Here is an 18,247-nt window from a genome sequence, read left to right on the forward strand (position 1 = left end):
CAGCTAGACTTACCCAAAAGATATTTTTAATTTGCATACAACCAGCCTTGCTGTTTGCCTTTAAAGCTAACGCAAAGTAGCAATATGGCAATTACTACCACAAACAGTGGCATAAATACCGCACTAGATCCCATTATTTCAACGCTGTTAATAACAATAAAATTGTAATACTGTTGGATTAAAATAGCCATTAACGACACGGTAAATACGGGCAGTGCAAATGACTTTTTAGCGAGCAATAAAGCACTGCCAAGCGTGCCGCCAAAGACTGCAATAGCAAATGCAATGGTTGACCAAACGGGAATGTTAGAATATGCAGCTTGCTGATCTATAGGCATTTTGCTAATTACTTCAGGTGTCATCAGCATTTGTAGTGCGAAGGCAATAACGCCGCATAAGTTCCATATAAGCGCTACCCATGCGAGTGGTTTTAACCACTTAGGAGGGGGGTGTGCAAGCATTTAATTACCTTACTTTTTTATAGTTAGTGAGGTAATTAAAGATCAAAAAAGCCAACTATACAAGCTGGCTGGTTTTATAAATAAAAAACCAAAAAAAGACTATAATTTAACCGAATGAAATAGGGCGACGACCGGTTTTTTCATCTACTTTAGGTTTTTTAGTACGCTTACGTTTATTTTTTGCAGGCTGACTCGCTGGCTGCGGTGCTGCTTGGCTTGGCTCAGATTGCGGCTGCTCGGCAGGTCGCTCTACCGGTGTTGCATCTTCGGTTAATGCAAGTTGAAAAAGCTCACCATCAAATTCTAGTATGTCGCCACTGTATAGTTTTTTCCGTTTAATTGTACAAATTTCATGGTTAACACCCACATAACCTTCAGCAATTAAGTTTTTTGCTTGGCCGCCGCCTTCTACTAAATTTAGTACTTTTAATAATTTACACAGCTCAATCGGCTCTTCTTCTAATTCAATTTCTATATATTCTTCGTTCATGTTTGCTCTCGGTGGGGTAACGCATTAACGCTAGTATAAAGTGAAGTCACTATTTTTGCATCAAAGTGCGTATACAAATCTAACCATGGTTTTCTATGTGTTCGCTCAACTTGGCAATACGTAAGCTCATACCTTCAATTATTCTATCTTTAATTTTTTCGCGTATTACATTGGGTAAGCGAGTAAGGGCATCAGAGGTAATAGCAAGCACAATTGCATCCGTTTTAGCACGTGCGCTAATGCTGCGTGCGCGGTTATTAATAAAAGCGCCTTCACCAATAAACTCCCCAGGACGTATAGTACCGAGCTCTAATAAATGGTTGTGCTTAAACACTATTAATGCACCGCTAAGTACTATAAATAGGCGCTTATCGTTGTCGTGCTGTTTAAATAAAAATGAATTTTCGCGCACTAAATATAATAAACCAAACGACTCTAAAAGTATTTGGCGCTCGTTAAGGCTAAATTCTTTAAAAAATCCTAAACGGTTGATAATTTCCATCTGTTTAAATAGCGGAATGTTCTCTATTAACTTCATTAATTACCTAAGAGTTATTCGCGCAAAACTAATTAATGTTGCGCTCTTTTAATTTACGGGTCAATGTATTGCGTCCCCAGCCTATTTTTATAGCGGCTTCTTGTTTGTGGCCTGCGCAATTGGCGAGTGCTGTTTTTATTAAGCGGGTTTCTAGTTGCGCTTGAATATTAGGCCAAATATTTTCCTTACCTTGTTTAAGTTCCTGATTAAGCCATAACTGGAAGGCATCTAACCAATCGCCTTCTTCTTGAGTTAGTGAGGCATTAATAATTTCAGGTGGCAAGTCTTGCTCGCTAACAAGCTCGCCAGGAGCCATAACCGTAAGCCAACGGCAGGTGTTTTCTAATTGACGTACGTTACCGGGCCAACTGAACAAGCGTAGCTGCTCAATTGCTTTAAGGCTAAGAATTTTACTTTCTACTTGTAGATCTTTAGCGCTTTTATGTAAAAAGTGCAGTGCTAGACGCTCAATGTCTTCGGTACGCTCTCGAAGGGCTGGTAAGCGCAGGCGCACTACATTTAAGCGATGAAATAAGTCATCCCTAAACTTGCCTTGTTTTACGAGCTCTTCAAGGTTTTGATGGGTTGCAGCAATAATACGCACATCTACTTTTATGCTTTTATGCCCGCCAACACGGTAAAACTCACCATCAGATAATACCCGCAGTAGTCGAGTTTGTACGTCGAGAGGCATATCGCCAATTTCATCTAAAAATAGGGTGCCGCCATTGGCTTGTTCAAAACGGCCTTTTCGCACGCTATCTGCACCAGTAAAAGCCCCTTTTTCATGGCCGAATAATTCTGACTCAACCAGCTCTTTAGGGATTGCGGCCATATTTAGCGCAATAAATTGGTTTTCTTTACGTGGACTATGGTTATGCAGGGCGCTGGCAACAAGCTCTTTACCCGTTCCTGACTCACCATTAATAAGTACACTCATGCTTGAGGCTGCAAGCTTACCTATGGCCCTAAACACTTCTTGCATGGCAGGTGCTTCGCCAATTATATGTGCGCTTTTAGGGGGCGTGAGTTTACGTTTAACTTTTTTTGTAGAATTAGCTCTATAGGCGCTTTCAACTAGGGCAATCGCCTCGTTTAAATCAAAAGGTTTGGCTAAATATTCAAAAGCCCCTTTTTGAAAGGCATTTACGGCGGAATCGAGATCTGAATGCGCGGTAATAATAATAACCGGTAAGCCGGGCACTTGCTCTGCTATTAGCTCTAGCAGTGCCATGCCGTCCATACCGGGCATTCTTACATCGGAGATCAGCACACTAGGTTGGCTAAATTTTAATGCATTAAGCACACTTTGTGCTTCAGCAAAGCTTTGTACTGTAAAACCTGCGCGAGTAAGCGCTTTTTCTAATACAAAACGAATTGAGGCATCGTCATCTACAAGCCAAACTGTTTTCATGCATACTCCAAGGCGTTAATCTGCAAAAGGCAGATAAATATTAAATTCGGTGTGACCAGGCCAGCTATCGCACTCAATATAACCATTGTGTTGATCAATTAATGTTTGCGCTATAGAAAGCCCCAATCCAGAGCCGCCATCTTTATTAGTGATCATCGGATAAAACAAAGTATCGCGTACACTAATATCAATCCCTGGGCCATTATCGAGCACTTGAATTAACAAGGCTTTTTTGGGTGCCTTACCGGGCCGGCGGTGCTGATAGTTAATTCGGGTTTTAATTTTTATTTCCCCACCATTAACTAATGCCTGCTGGGCATTACGCACAATATTAAGCACCACTTGCTGCACTTTACTTTGGTCAATATAAACATCGGGAATACTCGGATCGTAATCTTTTACCAAGCGAATATTGTCACTATTATCTAGGGTACTTAATTTGATCACCGACTCTAAGGTTTGATGTATATTGCCATAAGACTTTTGCGGCAATTGGTTAGGCCCAAGCAGTCTATCTACTAATTCACGCAATCGGTCGGCTTGCTCAATAATAAGCTCGGCACATTCATTTCTTTCTTGCTGGTCTACCTCGTATTGCAATAACTGCGCCGCTCCGCGAATTCCCCCTAAAGGGTTTTTAATTTCGTGCGCTAAACCTCGAATTAAATTACGTGCGGCTTGGTATTGGTGCATTTGATTTGATGCTTGATCGAATTTAATTTCATCATCGGTTTGCCGACATTCTAATAAAATATAAAGTGCACCTTGGTATTTTATCTGTTTTGAACTGACTGCTAATTTAGCATGGCGAGAATCAACAAATACCACGTCAGCCCTATGCTGGTGGCAATCTACGCCATCAATTAAAGAGTATTGCGCTATGCGTTTTAAATCGATTGAATGGTAGTTAAATAAATCATCAAAAGACTGCCCTAATAAACGCTTAGTGCCTAAACCAAGTAGTTCACTGGTACTGGTATTGGCATAAATAAGCGTAAAGCTTTCGTTTAAAAGCATCACGGCGGTGGTTTGATTTTGCCATATGGCATTGAGTAGCTCAGGGCTAAAGTGTGTGTTATTAAGCATTGTTGCACCATTTTAGTGCGCCTGTGTTTTCAGGCAAGTAATTTAATGAAATTGCACTGCAATTGCTATTTTTAATGTGAATTAGGTGGGAGTTAATTACCTAAGCTTAAGCCTTTTCTATGCATAAAAAATACACTCAATGGGCTTGTCGCAATGACTTGGCTTTGTTTGTTGTACAGCTTAACTTGCAGAGTGTGCTCACCACGCTCTACATCTCTTAAAGCAAAGGTTGAGGTATCACTTGCTGCGCCATGGGCTTTACCATCAAGAAATAGCTGTATTGTAAAGTCGTTTTCAAAGCGGGGGGTAATGCGAGTAGATACATACACAGAGCCGGTGTTTTCACGAATAGTTTGATGATGCTCAGGCGATGCAATACCAATACTAAATGCAACCGGCTGCGCTTTAGTTTGATTATTTAATATATCTGTATTTGTTGCAGGCATGGTTAAATCTTGGCTGGTGAGTTTTATCTCTTTGGCGCCAATATGGGGGGTATCTGAAAACACCAGTACGCCATTTTTATCTTTCCATGCGTAAATTTTTTTTTCACCAGCGTAACTACAAACACTTAATAATGAAGTAATTAGTAGTAATAAAATCTTGCTACTCACTCTGCAACCCTGCATTTTTAACATTAACTTTACTTTAGTGGAGAAAGTACTAATTTACCATTAAAAAAGCCCGCAAAGCGGGCTTAAAGGTATATTTTATAACTGTTAATTAAAATTAACAGCTGTAATACATTTCAAACTCAATTGGGTGCGTTGTCATGTTAAGTTTTTCAACTTCTTGACTCTTAAGTTTAATGTAAGCATCAATTAAATCATTAGAGAACACGTCACCTTGATTTAAAAACTCACGGTCAGCATCAAGAGATGCCAGTGCTTCTTCTAATGAAGAGGCAACGGTTGGAATTTCTGCTGCTTCTTCTGCAGGTAGGTCGTATAAATCTTTATCCATTGCATCACCAGGATGGATTTTATTTTTAATTCCATCAAGGCCAGCCATAAGCATGGCAGCAAAAGCAAGATACGGGTTAGCCGTTGCATCAGGGAAGCGTACTTCAATACGACGACCTTTAGCTGATGGTACTACCGGAATACGAATTGATGCAGAACGGTTACGTGCAGAGTATGCAAGCATTACTGGTGCTTCGTAACCTGGTACTAAACGTTTGTACGAGTTAGTAGAGGCATTAGCAAACGCATTAATTGCTTTAGCATGTTTAATAATACCGCCAATGTAATAAAGCGCATCTTCAGAAAGACCGCCGTACTTATCACCTGCAAATAAGTTAACACCGTCTTTAGCTAACGACTGATGACAATGCATACCAGAGCCGTTATCGCCAACAATAGGTTTAGGCATAAAAGTGGCTGTTTTGCCGTATAAATGAGCCATGTTATGAATAACATACTTCATTTCTTGAATTTCATCGGCTTTAATCACCATAGTATTAAAGCGCGTAGCAATTTCGTTTTGTCCTGCAGTTGCTACTTCGTGATGATGTGCTTCAACAACTTGTCCCATTTCTTCTAATACTAGACAAGTAGCAGAGCGCCAATCTTGAAAGTCATCAACAGGAGCAACTGGGAAGTAACCGCCTTTAACGCCAGGGCGATGACCTGTATTGCCGTCTGCGTATTCTTTATCTGAGTTCCAAGCAGCTTGCTTAGAATCGATTTTGTACATAGAGCCAGACATGTCTGTTTTATATTTTACGTCATCAAATACGAAGAACTCTGGCTCTGGGCCAAATAAAACCGTATCAGCAATACCCGTAGAGCGCATATATTCTTCAGCACGCTTTGCTACAGAGCGAGGATCGCGCTCGTAACCTTGTAATGTAGAAGGCTCTACTACGTCACAACGTATAATTAATGTGGCTTCTTCAGTGAATGGGTCAAGCTTAGCTGATTCAGCAACAGGCATTAGCACCATGTCTGATTCGTTTATGCCTTTCCAGCCAGCAATTGAAGAACCATCGAACATTTTACCATCTTCAAAAAAGTCTTCATCAATTTGGTGATGAGGAATTGAAATATGCTGCTCTTTACCTTTGGTATCAGTAAAGCGTAAATCAATGAACTTAACGTCATTTTCTTTAATAAAATCTAAAACCGATTGCGACATGTGTCCTCCAACTATAAGGTTTTGTTATTGCTGCTTAAATGCTTTGTGTTTTATAAGCTGATTTTGTGCCACTATTGTAACTTAATGTTTATAAACATAAAAAATACAAAAGTAATAACGGCTGTTTCTAATATGCACCATTATGGTGCGTAAATGCTTCAATATAGTGCAACAGTTACAGAGTAAAAAGTTGCTCGCTATTTAATCGTGATAGACTAACATAAAGTAAATACAAAAGACTGACCAAAATAGCAATAAAGTCATTAAAGTGGAGGTTTTTATAAAAATATTAAAAATTTTATTTTTATAATTAGTTAATTTAAAACAGTAGGTTAAATAAAAAAACCAGAAAGTTTGCAAATTTATTTTGGATAAACTTTCATCCATTCCATTTATAAGGGATAATATGCGCCCTTTTAAATCCTATGCTGGGACATCTCGTGAAAACGCAGGTGAGTGCGTAAGCCCCTGCAGGATCAATGAGATTCAATTTCTCTGAGTGAATATTAATGAGTATCGAAAAGATAAGAAATATAGCAATTATCGCCCACGTTGACCACGGTAAAACTACACTGGTTGACAAACTGCTTGAGTTTTCAGGCACATTAGAAACACGCGGCGGTAATGAAGAGCGCGTGATGGATTCAAACGATATAGAAAGAGAACGTGGTATTACCATTTTAGCGAAAAACACCGCTATTTCATGGAACGGCTACCACATTAATATCGTAGATACTCCAGGACACGCCGATTTCGGTGGTGAAGTGGAACGCGTACTTTCAATGGCTGACTCAGTATTACTAATTGTTGACGCTCAAGAAGGCCCAATGCCACAAACGCGTTTTGTTACGCAAAAGGCATTTGCGCAAGGTTTAAAGCCAATCGTAGTAATTAACAAAATCGACAAGCCAAGTGCACGTCCTGATTGGGTTATGGATCAAATCTTTGATTTATTCGATAACTTAGGCGCCACTGACGAGCAGTTAGATTTTAAAGTAATCTATGCATCAGCAATCAACGGCTGGGCAACATTAGATTTAGACGAGCCATCTGATAACATGGATGCCATGTTCCAAATGATCGTTGACGAAGTATCACCACCAGATGCAGATCCTGAAGGTGACTTCCAAATGCAGATTTCTCAACTTGATTACAACTCATACGTGGGTGTAATTGGTGTTGGTCGTATCAAGCGTGGTTCTGTTGCTCCAAACCAACAAGTAACTATTATTAGTGCTGATGGTACTAAACGTAACGGTAAAATTGGTACAGTACAAAGCTACTTAGGCCTTGACCGTATCGAAACTGACCGTGGTTATGCAGGTAACATTGTTACTGTAACCGGTATTGGCGAGCTTAAGATTTCAGATACTGTTTGTTGTCCTACTAACGTTGAAGCATTACCACCACTAAGTGTTGATGAGCCAACAGTAACAATGACATTCTCTGTAAATAACTCACCGTTTTGTGGTAAAGAAGGTAAGTTTGTAACGTCACGTAATATTCGTGAGCGTTTAGACAAAGAATTAGTACACAACGTAGCACTTCGCGTTGAAGATACTGCTAGCCCAGATAGCTTCCGTGTTTCTGGCCGTGGTGAGTTACACCTAGGTATCTTAATCGAAAACATGCGTCGTGAAGGTTACGAGCTTGCAGTATCTCGTCCAGAGGTAATTTTGCGTACTGTTGACGGTGTATTAGAAGAACCGTTTGAAACAGTAACAATTGACTGTCAAGAAGAGCATCAGGGTTCTGTAATGGAGCAAGTTGGCCTACGTAAAGGTGAGCTTACTAACATGTCTCCAGATGGCAAAGGCCGTATGCGTTTAGACTTTATTATCCCAAGCCGTGGCTTAATTGGTTTCCAAACTGATTTCATGACACTTACTTCGGGTTCTGGTCTTATGTACCATACGTTCGATCATTACGGTCCTCATAAAGGCGGTTCAATCGGTGTTCGTAAAAACGGCGTAATCATTGCAAATGCTACAGGTAAAGCACTGACTAACGCATTGTTTAACTTACAAGAGCGCGGCCGTTTATTCATCGGCCACGGTGTTGAAGTTTACGAAGGTATGGTTATCGGTATTCATAACCGTGATAACGACCTTACAGTTAACGCCCTTAAAGGTAAGCAGTTAACTAACGTACGTGCATCTGGTACAGATGAAGCGCAAACGCTTTCTCCACCTTTAAACTATTCACTTGAGCAAGCGCTTGAGTTTATTGATGAAGATGAGTTAGTTGAAGTAACGCCACTAAACATTCGTATTCGTAAGCGTCATCTTACAGAAAACGAACGTAAACGTGCGGGTCGTGCGCCTAAGTCATAATCTATTAATTTAGAATAATGATTTTAAAAGCCGCTGTATTGCAAAATACAGCGGCTTTTTTGTGTTTGTGGGTTAGCTAAATAAAAGGTTAAAGAGGGTAGATTAAAGAAATTACAACCACCGCGATAATTGGTGCGCTGTGCACTTGTGCACTACATTGAGTTTTTTCCTCTAAAAGCGCAGCGCCTCTTAACCTCTTTGTGAATAATTCACTTAAAGATCTTTTGTACGCAGAGTGAGCTTAAAACAGCCGATAAGACTAAGTACTAGTGTTTGTTGGTAGGGTATTTTTCGTTGGGTTTCGCTGCGCTCAACCCAACCTACGTGCATTAGTTAAAGTTTAATTGTTTCGCCTTCATTTAAAATATACAGCGGTACTGGTGCATTCATTTGTTTATACATATGCAGTAAGCGCGATAGCGCTGAGTGGCTGCTGTGATCGCCCATTTGCCAACTTGAGTTGCCATACCCCCATGGTATCATTACTTTGCAATTAAGCTCTGTGGCCGCATTAAGGGCATCCTCTGGCGTAGTATGAACGTATCGATACCCTTTAGCGTTGGTTTTATGGTAATAAGAGGCAATTGGCATTAGGCATAGGTCTATATCACCGTATTTTTGTTGTATGTCTTTAAAGTGTTTTGAATAGCCAGTATCGCCGGCAAAAAATAAGGTGCTGCCATTTTGTTCAAGCAGCCAGCCATTCCAAGAATCTTTATTATCATCTTCGTAAATATAGGGAATAAGCACCCGATTACTAAAGTGATGTGCAGGCACTGCGTGTATGGTTAAGTCCTCAATGCTGGTTTTTGCATACCACGCCATTTCAGTAATATTAAAGCCACCCGTTGGGAAGTTATCTGCCATGCCTAGCGGGGCTAAATAACGTGGTTGATTACCCAGTTTTTTAATATCTGCTTTATTAAAGTGATCATAATGAATATGCGAATACATAACGGCGTTAATGTTTTCAAGTGTTTGCTTATTTGGCCATGCTCCGGGTTTGCGATAAAACCCACCTGCAAGCTTAAAGCCTAAATCAACCGGTGAATCAAACTGCTCACTAACCGGATCAAATAATACATTTTGCCCATTACGTGTGCTGACCACAAAGCTGGCATGCCCTAACCAACGAACCGTATAACCGGTATTGAGCGGCGGCTTAATTTGCTTACCTTGATACTGGCAGTTGCTGCTGGGTGTTTCGCAAATCAAGTTCGGATGTGGCGGGTAGCAGTTTTGCTCGCAGGTGGTTGGGTAAACCTTTTTGCCTTGATATAAATTATGGTAACGACCTGTTTGGTTGTTAACAGCAATAACTGAGTTTTTATCAGCTATTTTTTGCACCTGATTAGGTGTACTACACGCTGATAAAAAACAGCTTATAAAGATTATAAGGGTAATGTGTTTCATAATTAAATCCGTTTTAAATAGTGCTAAAGCAGCCATGCAGCCATAAAAAAGCCTGCAATAATGCAGGCAAATTTAAATATAATATCAGCTAATTAACCGGCACTATTCATTTGTTCAATAAATTTATTTGAGTCGGCAATCGATTTGTTCATGTCGTTCATAAGCAATTGTATATCGCGTTTAAGGTTAGTGAACTCGCCTTTAATAGCCGATACCGCTTGTGCGTTTAAGTTATGCTTTAAGTATAAAACGTTATCATGAAGCGATGTTAATACAGGCTCCATTTTGCTCTCTGCGCTGCGCATTGAGCGTAATAGCTGATCAAATTGACGCTTAGTCGCGGCTAGCTTTTTACTGCTTTCACGTTTAAGTGATGCGCTTTTATATTGCTCAAGCTCATCGCTCCACTCATCAAATAAAGCTTCTGCTACGTCTTCTACTTTATTGATGTTAGTTGACACTTCGTTAGCGGCATTTAAGCTCGACTCATAGTCATCGTTTAACTGATTGTAAGTGTCTTGCAGTTCGCCACCATTAAAATCAATAAGTGTAGTTAAGCGCTCAAGCGCTGATTTAAACTCTTCTTGAGACTCTTGTTGCGAGTCTTTGGTTTCTTCTACGCGGTCAATAAGAATATCACGTTTGTGAACACCTACTTTTTCCATGGCCGAGTAATAAGCTGACTGGCAACCCGATAATGTTAGTACAAGTGCAAGTACGGTAACACTCAGTAATGTTTGTTTTTTCATTTGGTTTCCTATTTACGTGTGTTAATGCTGTAAATTATGGTGCTGATTGTTATTATGGTCAAAATTATATTAGCACAAGTCAATGTTATGAACGATAAGCTCTCTTATTATAAACAGCAAGTTGGATCTTTTTTACGGCAGCAACCCGGCTGGTGGATGCAATATATTAACCGCTGTATTGATGACCAAATAACCGTTAACGCGGGCTATTTAGCTTATGTAACTTTGCTGTCTTTGGTGCCATTAATTGCCGTAGGTGTGGCGATATTTTCGGCTTTTCCGGGGTTTGAATCAACTCGATTAGCAATTGAAAGCTTTTTATTTACTAACTTTGTGCCTACTTCGTCAGATGTTATTAAAGAGCATATTAGCTCGTTTGCGGGCAATGCAAATCAAATGACTGCAGTGGGCATTGGCTTTTTAGCTGCTATTGCCTTGTTACTTATTCGTAATGTTGATGCCACGCTTAACCGTATTTGGCGAATTAAGAAAAAGCGTCCAATGATGATTTCGTTTGCCGTTTATTGGATGGTACTTAGTTTAGGGCCCGTATTTTTAGGCGGCAGTATTGCAGTTACTTCGTATATTGTATCGTTGGTGTCGTTTGCTGATCAGGGGATTCCGGGGTTTAGTGGCTTTTTATTAAAGTTATTGCCGTACGGCATTTCTATGGTGGGTTTTATTATGCTCTACACCTTGGTGCCCAACACTCGGGTTTCGTTTAAAGCGGCGATACCAGGTGCACTATTTGCTGCCATGTTGTTTGAGTTAACTAAAAAAGGTTTTGCGCTTTATATTAGCCACTTTCCATCTTATGAAGTTATTTATGGTGCAGTTGCTACCATTCCTATTTTGTTTGTGTGGATATATTTGTCGTGGATAGTGGTGTTGCTAGGCGCTGAGCTTACGGCGTGTATTAGCCCTGAAAATATTGAAGACACGCCCGAAATAGAGCTAGACGAGCAAGAAAATACAAAGGATACGCTATAAAATGCAAGGTTTAATACAACGTGTAAAACATGCCAAAGTAGAAATTAATAACCAAGTAGTTGGCGAAATTGGCCAAGGAATTTTAGTGTTGTTGGGTGTTGAAAAACAAGATGACGAGCAAGCGGCCGATAAGTTGCTGCATAAGATTAGTAATTACCGCATTTTTACTGACGAAAACGACAAAATGAACTTAAGTCTAAAAGATATTGCTGGTGAGCTGTTGGTAGTATCGCAGTTTACTTTGGCGGCAAATACTAAAAAGGGCATGCGACCTAGCTTTTCATCGGCGGCAACTCCAAGCCAAGCTAATGAGTTATACGAATACTTTGTAGCGCAAGCCAAGGCGCTCAATTTAACGGTTGCTACCGGTGAGTTTGGTGCCGATATGCAAGTGAGTTTGTGTAACGATGGGCCAGTAACCTTTAATTTAGCTGTTTAGTGATCACCACAATATGATTTATATAGCCTGCTACCTTTTGCGGGCTAACTTTATAACCAAATACATTAAGTAATACTTGCTGTAACTGTTTTAATTGCGACTCATGTTGCGATAAAAAATTAATAAATAGCGTGCCGTTGTTGTTAAGGGCTGCGTGTATTTTTTGATAAAAAGCGGGTGCGAATAAAAATCGTGGTGCGTCTATTTGGCTAAATAAATCTAAAATAATCCAATCTATGTTGCGGGCGCGCGCCAGTACTTGCTGAGCATCCTCACAAAGTAACCGCTGTGTATTATTATTAGGCACTTGCTGCGTAGTAAAAAACTTTTTATAACAACTAATTATATCTGCATTTATTTCAGCTGAGGTGATTTTTGCGTGTGGATATTGGTGCAGCAAATAATTACGAATTGCGCCGCCGCCAAGCCCCAGTTCGAGTACTTTTTTAGGGGTACTTAATGTGTGCCAATGCTGTGCTAAGCACTGTAAGTGTGGCAGTAATAAATTGCTTGGTTGCTGCTGCGTTACCACAGATTGCAGAGTGTCATTTATTAGCAGCCAACGCAGTTGCTGATGTTGGCGTACTTGAATGTGATCGCCCCCATATTTATGCCAATAAAGTAACTGGCCAATACTGTGGCTATTTTCAATAAAATAGCTATTAATCAGGCCATTTACAGGGTTTATGTATTCGCTCATGTTGCCCAGCATAAACTAGCCGAAGCAAAGCGCAATGGCTTTTGTCATTAATTTTTTACACTTTGTATTTGCCATCACCAAAGTCGTATTGGCAGTTTTTTTTAGATGGAGTATGGTATTTGCCATAATTAAGTGACGTTGTATTTTATTTACGGCTTAACAGCAGGAGTATGTATGTTTCAGGTAAGTACACCGCAAAGTAGTGAAGATTGGCAAGCCTATTATCAATTACGTTGGGAAATTTTACGTGCCCCTTGGGGTGAGCCACGTGGTTCTGAACAGGATGATTTAGAACAAGATGCCGAGCATCGCTTTATTAAAAATAAAGCGGGTAAAGTATTAGGGGTGGCGCGGCTGCACTTTAATAACCAGCAACAAGCTCAAGTTCGCTATATGGCTGTAGCTGAAGAAAGTCGTAATCAGCATATTGGTAGTCGTTTATTACATGACCTAGAAAAAATAGCATGGTCACAAGACGCTGCAGAGTTGGTGTTATTTGCACGCGAGCGCGCACTCGAATTTTATAAGCGCCATGGTTATGAAACACAAGAAAAAGCGCATTTAGCGTACGACGATGTACAACACTATAAAATGGTAAAACAAAAGCCATCAGAGCCAGGCTGGTTTCGCCACCCTAACTGGACTCAAGTGCTGCAAAACACCTGGCGGGAGTCAATTCCAATTAGTGATGCAATGGGCATTAAAGTAGAGAGCTATACCGACTGGCAGTTTACTACTAGCGCAGATTTAGATGCTAATTTAAACCTGCATAACACTATGTTTGCTGGTTCTATTTATAGCTTAGCAACCCTTACGGGTTGGGGCGCAACCTACTTAGCACTAAAAGAAGCAGGGCTTGAAGGAAATATTGTATTAGCCGATGCCAATATTAAATATTTAAAACCGCTTAGCAGTGATCCACGCGGCTGTGTTGATATACAAAGCTGTAAGGGTAAGCTCAGCGAGTTAGAAACTGAAGGTAAAGCCAGCTATTTAGTACCTGTTATTATTTATGATGGTGATAAGGTAGTGGCTGAATTTGAAGGGCAGTTTGTAGTAAAAAAATAACTGTTTAACTCTTTAAAACGCAAAAAAGCCAAGCGATGCTTGGCTTTTTAATTTGTTTAATTTAATCGCTAATTAATTAAAGTAAATCGGTAAGTAGTATACCTACGCCAATTCTTTCTATATCAGCGTTATAATCAATTAAGCTTTCGCCATAGCCATTAAAGTACTGTGCATAACCACGCACTCGGCCCCAAAGCGGAAATGACCAATCGAGCTGTAATGCACCGCGATTGTCTGAATTTAAGTTGTTACGGGTCATAAAGCTAAATTCATGTTCATTAAGGCGATACGCACCGCTAAACTCAAAGTAACCCATGTATTTGTAAATGTCAGGGTTGTCGTCGCCTCTTGGATCTAAAGGTGTTTCTTTCTCGCTTTCTGAAATACGATACCAAGGCTTAAAGTTAAATACAAAGCCATTCTTTTCCCAAATAAAGTTAGCGTAAATACGGTTCCATGAACGTGAATTTGGCTGACTATTACCGTTAGATTGATGCGAAATACCCAAAACAACAGCCATTTCGTCGCCCCAAGGAACGTGTTCTGGATCTAAATAGTTAACCCAAAAAACCTCTGGCTCGTAGTTAGTCTCACGAAAAGGTGATGAGCTTTCTTTGTTATAAAGCTGCCAATATGACTGTAGTGTAAAGGCAAAAAATATAGCTTGGTCTTCATCTGAAAAGTCATTGAATAGAGGCACTTTAATTGAAAGCTGATATTTGGCTTCTAAGTTATCGAGTGGCTCGTCATTTTTTTCGCCAGTTAGCTCGTCAAATGTTTCAAACGAGCTATTGTTCGGATGCGATACATACGAAATAGGTAAAATGTAGTTACGTTTATGTGGCGTAATAACATTACGGTTTTTTTGGCTTACTGCTTCTCGTGCTTTGCGCTTATCGATGGCGGTAAGTTGCTTATCTTCTTCAAGAGCGGAGCACTTTTTACGAAGCTGATCGAGTGTTTGCTTGCCGTCTCCACCAATTACCTCATTTAAAATACATTGTTTTACCAGCTCAATATTACTATTTTGCTCATTGCTTTTAGGTTTTTCTTCAGCAAAAATAGTAGTACTAACTAATGTTGAAAGTATGATCAAGTATCGCCAGCTCATTGTAATTCCTTTGTGAGTATTGATGGTTTAATGCGTTAATTTAATTATAACGCCTTTTTACATATGTAACGGTGAACTTTTACTGAATTTACGTATATTTAGTATAATTAGATCAAAATAAAAGCGGCCTAAGCCGCTTTTATAATGCAAATTAACTATAGTTAACTTACTCTCACGCAATGAGAAGGGAGAGCTTAAAGCTCAAATACGTTAGTAAAAAACTTATACAGTTCAGTGCCTTGATTAACGCTCGCCGAGGCAAAATGCAGTATGGCAATAGCGTCAGATTCAAGGGAAAGTGTTTGTAGTGGTTGTTCACTTAAATAACGCTCCATGCGCAGTATTTTAGCAATTGGCTCACCGGCTTTTATATGCCCGCCTAGGGGGGCAATATACTCAACCATTCCGCCCATGGGCGCGTAGTAAGCAAAGTAATCGTTTAAATGACACGCGTAGCGAGTAATGTTAGCTGGAGTGTGGGACGCATTTACAAATACGGCTTTATAATTTAAGTAACTTAAAATACTGTTTGCATCGTTTAGTGCTTCGCTCAAGTCTATTTTTTCTTGGCTGCCTAGCTCTACAGTAAAAGCTTCTACAGGTATGCTGAGCTCGCGGCCTTGTTTGCTCAGTGCTTCGCTTAAATGCCACCACGGACAAAAGTTTGCCTCATCCATCGCACCATCAAAGTCACTTGGAATAAGCAGTACGTGCTCAATATTAAAGTAGCGAGCGCTATTAGTCGCATAGGTTGGGCAGTACAAGTGCTTGCTTGAAATAGGACCTGTGTGTAAATCCAGTACTATATCAGCTTGGTGAGCGAGCTTTTGTAAGTTAAGCGCAATGCGTTTACCAGTATTGAGTAAATAAGCAGGGCCATTGAGTTTACTGTCAACTTCGTCAATAAGTGCCTGTTTGAACGCGCTTTTTAATATGGCATCGTCGTATTGCATATGGTTTTGTGCAAACTGAGTGACTAAATCAGTATTATAATGATACATCCTATTCCAATTAGTGCCGGTGATAGGGTCGAACCGACCTAGGGTAAATTCCCCCGACTTTTGATTGCAACCAATAGGGTTGGCATAGGGCACTAAAGTAATATCACCTTTAAGATTAAGGTGCTTTAATTGTTCAAGTAGTTGAAAAATCACCGCGTTACCTTGTACTTCAGCTCCGTGCATGTTGGCCTGAATATACACACTTGGCCCCGTGCCATCGCCTTTTAAACGATACACAGGAATAGTGAGTGGTAAGCCATTGGCAACTTCACCAACGACGATGTTTTCTTGACTAATTGGTGAGGCGATCATGAGTATCTCAACATTTTAATTTTATCTCAGGTACATTATCTTAGGTACATTATCTCAAGTAATAACTGGCATCTTCGGCTGTACGCAAACAGCTAAGTTTGTTTTGTTCTAAAACATATTCGCCAGCAAGTTCGTGGCATAAAAAGTACGGCATACTTTCACTAAAGCCATAGGCACCACATTGACTAAACACCAACCAGTCGTGCTCATTGAGATCACTTGGTAATGCGTGCTCGCCCAAGCAATCGAGTGCGGTACAAAGTGGCCCGTATAAGCTCATAGCTTGGGTTGGTGTGTGTGAATCTCGTAGTAATGCTGCTGGAAAGTCTTGACTGGTGACGGCTGGGCGCAATAAGTGGTTTATACCGCCACTTAAAATAACTTGTTGTTGGCCATAGTTTTGTTTGCGCTCTACTACTGGGGCTGCGTAATGTCCGCATTCACCCACGGCATAGCGGCCAAGCTCCATCCATAACTCTTCAACGCCCGCCTGTTTTTTAATTTTAGCGAGGGCAGTTATTAAGTCATCCCAATTAAGCGTTATGTCGTTTTGCGTATACGGAATACCTAAGCCGCCACCTAAATCTAAAATTTTAAGGTTTATATTTAAATCGCGGGCAAGTTGGCTAAGTGGTGCAATCATTTGTGACCACAACTCACTGAGTTTTTGCGTGCTGAGCATATTTCCCCATTGAAAAATATGCAGGCCATCAAAGCTAAGTGCGTCATAGTCGGTAATATTAAGTGCCTGCCACTCTGTACAACCGAGTCCGAATGGCGTGAGGCTATCGCCACCTAGTGGATTTTTTTCGCCCTCGGGCCAACGTAACTGTACGCGCAGTAATACCTGTAGTTGATAGTTTTGTAGCTTGGCTTGCTCATTGAGCCAGCGAACTTGATTAATACTTTCGGCAACAAAAGTACGTACGCCGCGCTCAATAAAGTGTTTAATTTGTTTTGGGCTTTTAGCTGGCCCGGTGTTGAGCACGCGATCGCTACTAACGCCTTGAGCAAGTACTTGCTCAAGCTCGCCTTTACTGGCTACGTCAAAATTAAACCCGGCGTTATCTAAGCATTGAATAATTTTAGACAGCGGATTCGCTTTAACCGCATACCAAAGTTTTACCTCGGTTTGTGCGACCAATTGTGCCAAGTGACTATTTAGCGTATCTAGGTCGTAAACAAAAAATGGGCTATCGAGTTGGCTTGATAATTCATTAATTGCCGTTTTAACGCCCGTGCTCAAAAAGCTCATTAACGTAAAACCTCTTCAAGTAGTAATGATGCATCACTTTGCTCATCGCGATACTTAACAATTAACGCGCACGACATGCTTAAACCTTGTGCACGCGCCCATTCGTTTGAAGCAGGGCGAGAGCCTGGTATTACAATAGCGTACTCAGGAATTGGCTCGCTTTTGTCTAGTTGGCGCTCGTTTACACAGTCGTAAACCGGAATTGTGGCCGATAAACGCACACCAGGGGCAAGTACTGCGCCTTTTTTAATTACTACGCCTTCAACAATTACGCAGCCTGCGCCAATAAATGCATCATCTTCAACTACCACTGGGCTGGCACCAATTGGCTCTAACACACCGCCAAGTTGCACGGCTGCGCTAAGGTGTACATTTTTACCTACTTGCGCGCACGAGCCAACTAAAGCGTGACTATCTACCATAGTGCCTTCGTCAATGTATGCGCCAATATTTACATACGCTGGTGGCATAATAATAGTGCCTTTAGCTACATAAGCACCACGGCGAACGCTTGAGCCACCCGGGACCATACGTACGCCATCGGTGGCACTAAACTGTTGTGGCGCTAAGTTATGTTTATCAACAAAGCCACCGACAAATTCGGTGTTTGTACCATTTTTAAAGGCTTCTAAAATACCTTGTTTTACTGCAACGTTAGCCTGCCATTGGCCGCTTTCGTTTTGTGATGCTGCGCGTACTGCGCCCGACTCTAAATTATTTAATAGTTCTAACCAGCTCATTATAAAAACCT

General features: G+C 40.6%; 18 protein-coding genes. 4 read left to right on the top strand and 14 right to left on the bottom strand.

The features are described from left to right. Nucleotides 1-26: 26 nt before the first annotated feature. The 7 genes from RB215_RS00810 to glnA form a co-directional block, all read right to left on the bottom strand. Nucleotides 27-461, bottom strand: a complete 435-nt coding sequence (locus tag RB215_RS00810; protein ID WP_011326879.1) for a hypothetical protein — start codon at nucleotides 459-461, stop codon at nucleotides 27-29. Nucleotides 462-567: 106 nt separating this feature from the next. After that, nucleotides 568-951, bottom strand: coding sequence for an RNA-binding S4 domain-containing protein (locus tag RB215_RS00815; protein ID WP_011326880.1), 384 nt, complete (start codon nucleotides 949-951; stop codon nucleotides 568-570). A 79-nt stretch (nucleotides 952-1,030) separates the two neighbouring features. Continuing rightward, nucleotides 1,031-1,489 (bottom strand): Crp/Fnr family transcriptional regulator, encoded by a 459-nt coding sequence (locus tag RB215_RS00820; protein ID WP_011326881.1) that lies wholly within the window; start codon nucleotides 1,487-1,489, stop codon nucleotides 1,031-1,033. Nucleotides 1,490-1,517: 28 nt separating this feature from the next. Continuing rightward, complete coding sequence (gene ntrC / locus RB215_RS00825; RefSeq protein ID WP_011326882.1) at nucleotides 1,518-2,903, bottom strand: nitrogen regulation protein NR(I); 1,386 nt, start codon at nucleotides 2,901-2,903, stop codon at nucleotides 1,518-1,520. A gap of 15 nt (nucleotides 2,904-2,918) precedes the next feature. After that, complete coding sequence (glnL, locus tag RB215_RS00830; RefSeq protein ID WP_011326883.1) at nucleotides 2,919-3,989, bottom strand: nitrogen regulation protein NR(II); 1,071 nt, start codon at nucleotides 3,987-3,989, stop codon at nucleotides 2,919-2,921. 92 nt (nucleotides 3,990-4,081) lie between these two features. After that, nucleotides 4,082-4,603: a DUF4124 domain-containing protein gene (locus RB215_RS00835; protein ID WP_309216680.1), complete on the bottom strand. Its 522-nt coding sequence runs from the start codon at nucleotides 4,601-4,603 to the stop codon at nucleotides 4,082-4,084. Between the two features lie 115 nt (nucleotides 4,604-4,718). Continuing rightward, nucleotides 4,719-6,125, bottom strand: a complete 1,407-nt coding sequence (gene glnA, locus RB215_RS00840; protein ID WP_011326885.1) for a glutamate--ammonia ligase — start codon at nucleotides 6,123-6,125, stop codon at nucleotides 4,719-4,721. Between the two features lie 509 nt (nucleotides 6,126-6,634). On the opposite strand from glnA, the gene typA reads away from it, so the two are divergent. After that, a complete protein-coding gene (gene typA, locus RB215_RS00845; protein ID WP_011326886.1) occupies nucleotides 6,635-8,458 on the top strand; it encodes a translational GTPase TypA in 1,824 nt (607 codons plus the stop codon). 333 nt (nucleotides 8,459-8,791) lie between these two features. Here the strand turns inward: typA and RB215_RS00850 are convergent, their stop codons facing one another. Then, complete coding sequence (locus tag RB215_RS00850; protein WP_011326887.1) at nucleotides 8,792-9,871, bottom strand: MBL fold metallo-hydrolase; 1,080 nt, start codon at nucleotides 9,869-9,871, stop codon at nucleotides 8,792-8,794. A gap of 92 nt (nucleotides 9,872-9,963) precedes the next feature. Continuing rightward, nucleotides 9,964-10,620 (bottom strand): DUF2959 domain-containing protein, encoded by a 657-nt coding sequence (locus tag RB215_RS00855; RefSeq protein ID WP_011326888.1) that lies wholly within the window; start codon nucleotides 10,618-10,620, stop codon nucleotides 9,964-9,966. Nucleotides 10,621-10,707: 87 nt separating this feature from the next. Between RB215_RS00855 and RB215_RS00860 the strand changes: the two genes are divergently transcribed. Continuing rightward, nucleotides 10,708-11,610 carry a virulence factor BrkB family protein gene (locus RB215_RS00860; RefSeq protein ID WP_011326889.1) on the top strand — a complete coding sequence of 301 codons (903 nt, stop codon included), beginning with the start codon at nucleotides 10,708-10,710 and terminating at the stop codon, nucleotides 11,608-11,610. A gap of 1 nt (nucleotide 11,611) precedes the next feature. Beyond that, nucleotides 11,612-12,049, top strand: coding sequence for a D-aminoacyl-tRNA deacylase (dtd, locus tag RB215_RS00865; RefSeq protein WP_058372331.1), 438 nt, complete (start codon nucleotides 11,612-11,614; stop codon nucleotides 12,047-12,049). On the opposite strand, the gene RB215_RS00870 is transcribed toward dtd, so the two are convergent. Continuing rightward, entirely contained in the window at nucleotides 12,033-12,761 is a 729-nt protein-coding gene (locus tag RB215_RS00870; protein WP_011326891.1) for a spermidine synthase, read from the bottom strand. The genes dtd and RB215_RS00870 overlap by 17 nt on opposite strands. Nucleotides 12,762-12,923: 162 nt before the next feature. Here RB215_RS00870 and RB215_RS00875 point away from each other — a divergent pair, with 162 nt between their 5' ends. Then, entirely contained in the window at nucleotides 12,924-13,817 is an 894-nt protein-coding gene (locus tag RB215_RS00875; RefSeq protein WP_208834386.1) for a bifunctional GNAT family N-acetyltransferase/hotdog fold thioesterase, read from the top strand. A 76-nt stretch (nucleotides 13,818-13,893) separates the two neighbouring features. Here RB215_RS00875 and RB215_RS00880 read toward each other — a convergent pair whose 3' ends face one another. The 4 genes from RB215_RS00880 to RB215_RS00895 form a co-directional block, all read right to left on the bottom strand. After that, nucleotides 13,894-14,928, bottom strand: a complete 1,035-nt coding sequence (locus RB215_RS00880; RefSeq protein ID WP_309216682.1) for a phospholipase A — start codon at nucleotides 14,926-14,928, stop codon at nucleotides 13,894-13,896. A gap of 194 nt (nucleotides 14,929-15,122) precedes the next feature. Further along, nucleotides 15,123-16,241, bottom strand: a complete 1,119-nt coding sequence (locus RB215_RS00885) for a M14 family metallopeptidase (protein ID WP_309216683.1) — start codon at nucleotides 16,239-16,241, stop codon at nucleotides 15,123-15,125. Between the two features lie 49 nt (nucleotides 16,242-16,290). Next, the gene (locus tag RB215_RS00890) at nucleotides 16,291-17,496 is read right to left on the bottom strand and encodes a PLP-dependent decarboxylase (protein WP_309216684.1); all 1,206 of its coding nucleotides are present in this window, start codon (nucleotides 17,494-17,496) and stop codon (nucleotides 16,291-16,293) included. Continuing rightward, complete coding sequence (locus RB215_RS00895; protein WP_309216686.1) at nucleotides 17,496-18,236, bottom strand: 2,3,4,5-tetrahydropyridine-2,6-dicarboxylate N-succinyltransferase; 741 nt, start codon at nucleotides 18,234-18,236, stop codon at nucleotides 17,496-17,498. The genes RB215_RS00890 and RB215_RS00895 overlap by 1 nt, the downstream gene beginning before the upstream one ends. Nucleotides 18,237-18,247: the final 11 nt, after the last annotated feature.

Source organism: Pseudoalteromonas sp. HL-AS2 (assembly GCF_031198805.1).
GTDB classification, from domain to species: Bacteria; Pseudomonadota; Gammaproteobacteria; order Enterobacterales; family Alteromonadaceae; genus Pseudoalteromonas; species Pseudoalteromonas nigrifaciens.

Coding starts and splice junctions, on each gene's coding strand:
- RB215_RS00810 (WP_011326879.1), bottom strand. CDS start 461: ATGCTTGCACACCCCCCTCCTAAGTGGTTAAAACCACTCGCATGGGTA.
- RB215_RS00815 (WP_011326880.1), bottom strand. CDS start 951: ATGAACGAAGAATATATAGAAATTGAATTAGAAGAAGAGCCGATTGAG.
- RB215_RS00820 (WP_011326881.1), bottom strand. CDS start 1,489: ATGAAGTTAATAGAGAACATTCCGCTATTTAAACAGATGGAAATTATC.
- ntrC (WP_011326882.1), bottom strand. CDS start 2,903: ATGAAAACAGTTTGGCTTGTAGATGACGATGCCTCAATTCGTTTTGTA.
- glnL (WP_011326883.1), bottom strand. CDS start 3,989: ATGCTTAATAACACACACTTTAGCCCTGAGCTACTCAATGCCATATGG.
- glnA (WP_011326885.1), bottom strand. CDS start 6,125: ATGTCGCAATCGGTTTTAGATTTTATTAAAGAAAATGACGTTAAGTTC.
- typA (WP_011326886.1), top strand. CDS start 6,635: ATGAGTATCGAAAAGATAAGAAATATAGCAATTATCGCCCACGTTGAC.
- RB215_RS00850 (WP_011326887.1), bottom strand. CDS start 9,871: ATGAAACACATTACCCTTATAATCTTTATAAGCTGTTTTTTATCAGCG.
- RB215_RS00855 (WP_011326888.1), bottom strand. CDS start 10,620: ATGAAAAAACAAACATTACTGAGTGTTACCGTACTTGCACTTGTACTA.
- RB215_RS00860 (WP_011326889.1), top strand. CDS start 10,708: ATGAACGATAAGCTCTCTTATTATAAACAGCAAGTTGGATCTTTTTTA.
- dtd (WP_058372331.1), top strand. CDS start 11,612: ATGCAAGGTTTAATACAACGTGTAAAACATGCCAAAGTAGAAATTAAT.
- RB215_RS00870 (WP_011326891.1), bottom strand. CDS start 12,761: ATGCTGGGCAACATGAGCGAATACATAAACCCTGTAAATGGCCTGATT.
- RB215_RS00875 (WP_208834386.1), top strand. CDS start 12,924: ATGTTTCAGGTAAGTACACCGCAAAGTAGTGAAGATTGGCAAGCCTAT.
- RB215_RS00880 (WP_309216682.1), bottom strand. CDS start 14,928: ATGAGCTGGCGATACTTGATCATACTTTCAACATTAGTTAGTACTACT.
- RB215_RS00885 (WP_309216683.1), bottom strand. CDS start 16,241: ATGATCGCCTCACCAATTAGTCAAGAAAACATCGTCGTTGGTGAAGTT.
- RB215_RS00890 (WP_309216684.1), bottom strand. CDS start 17,496: ATGAGCTTTTTGAGCACGGGCGTTAAAACGGCAATTAATGAATTATCA.
- RB215_RS00895 (WP_309216686.1), bottom strand. CDS start 18,236: ATGAGCTGGTTAGAACTATTAAATAATTTAGAGTCGGGCGCAGTACGC.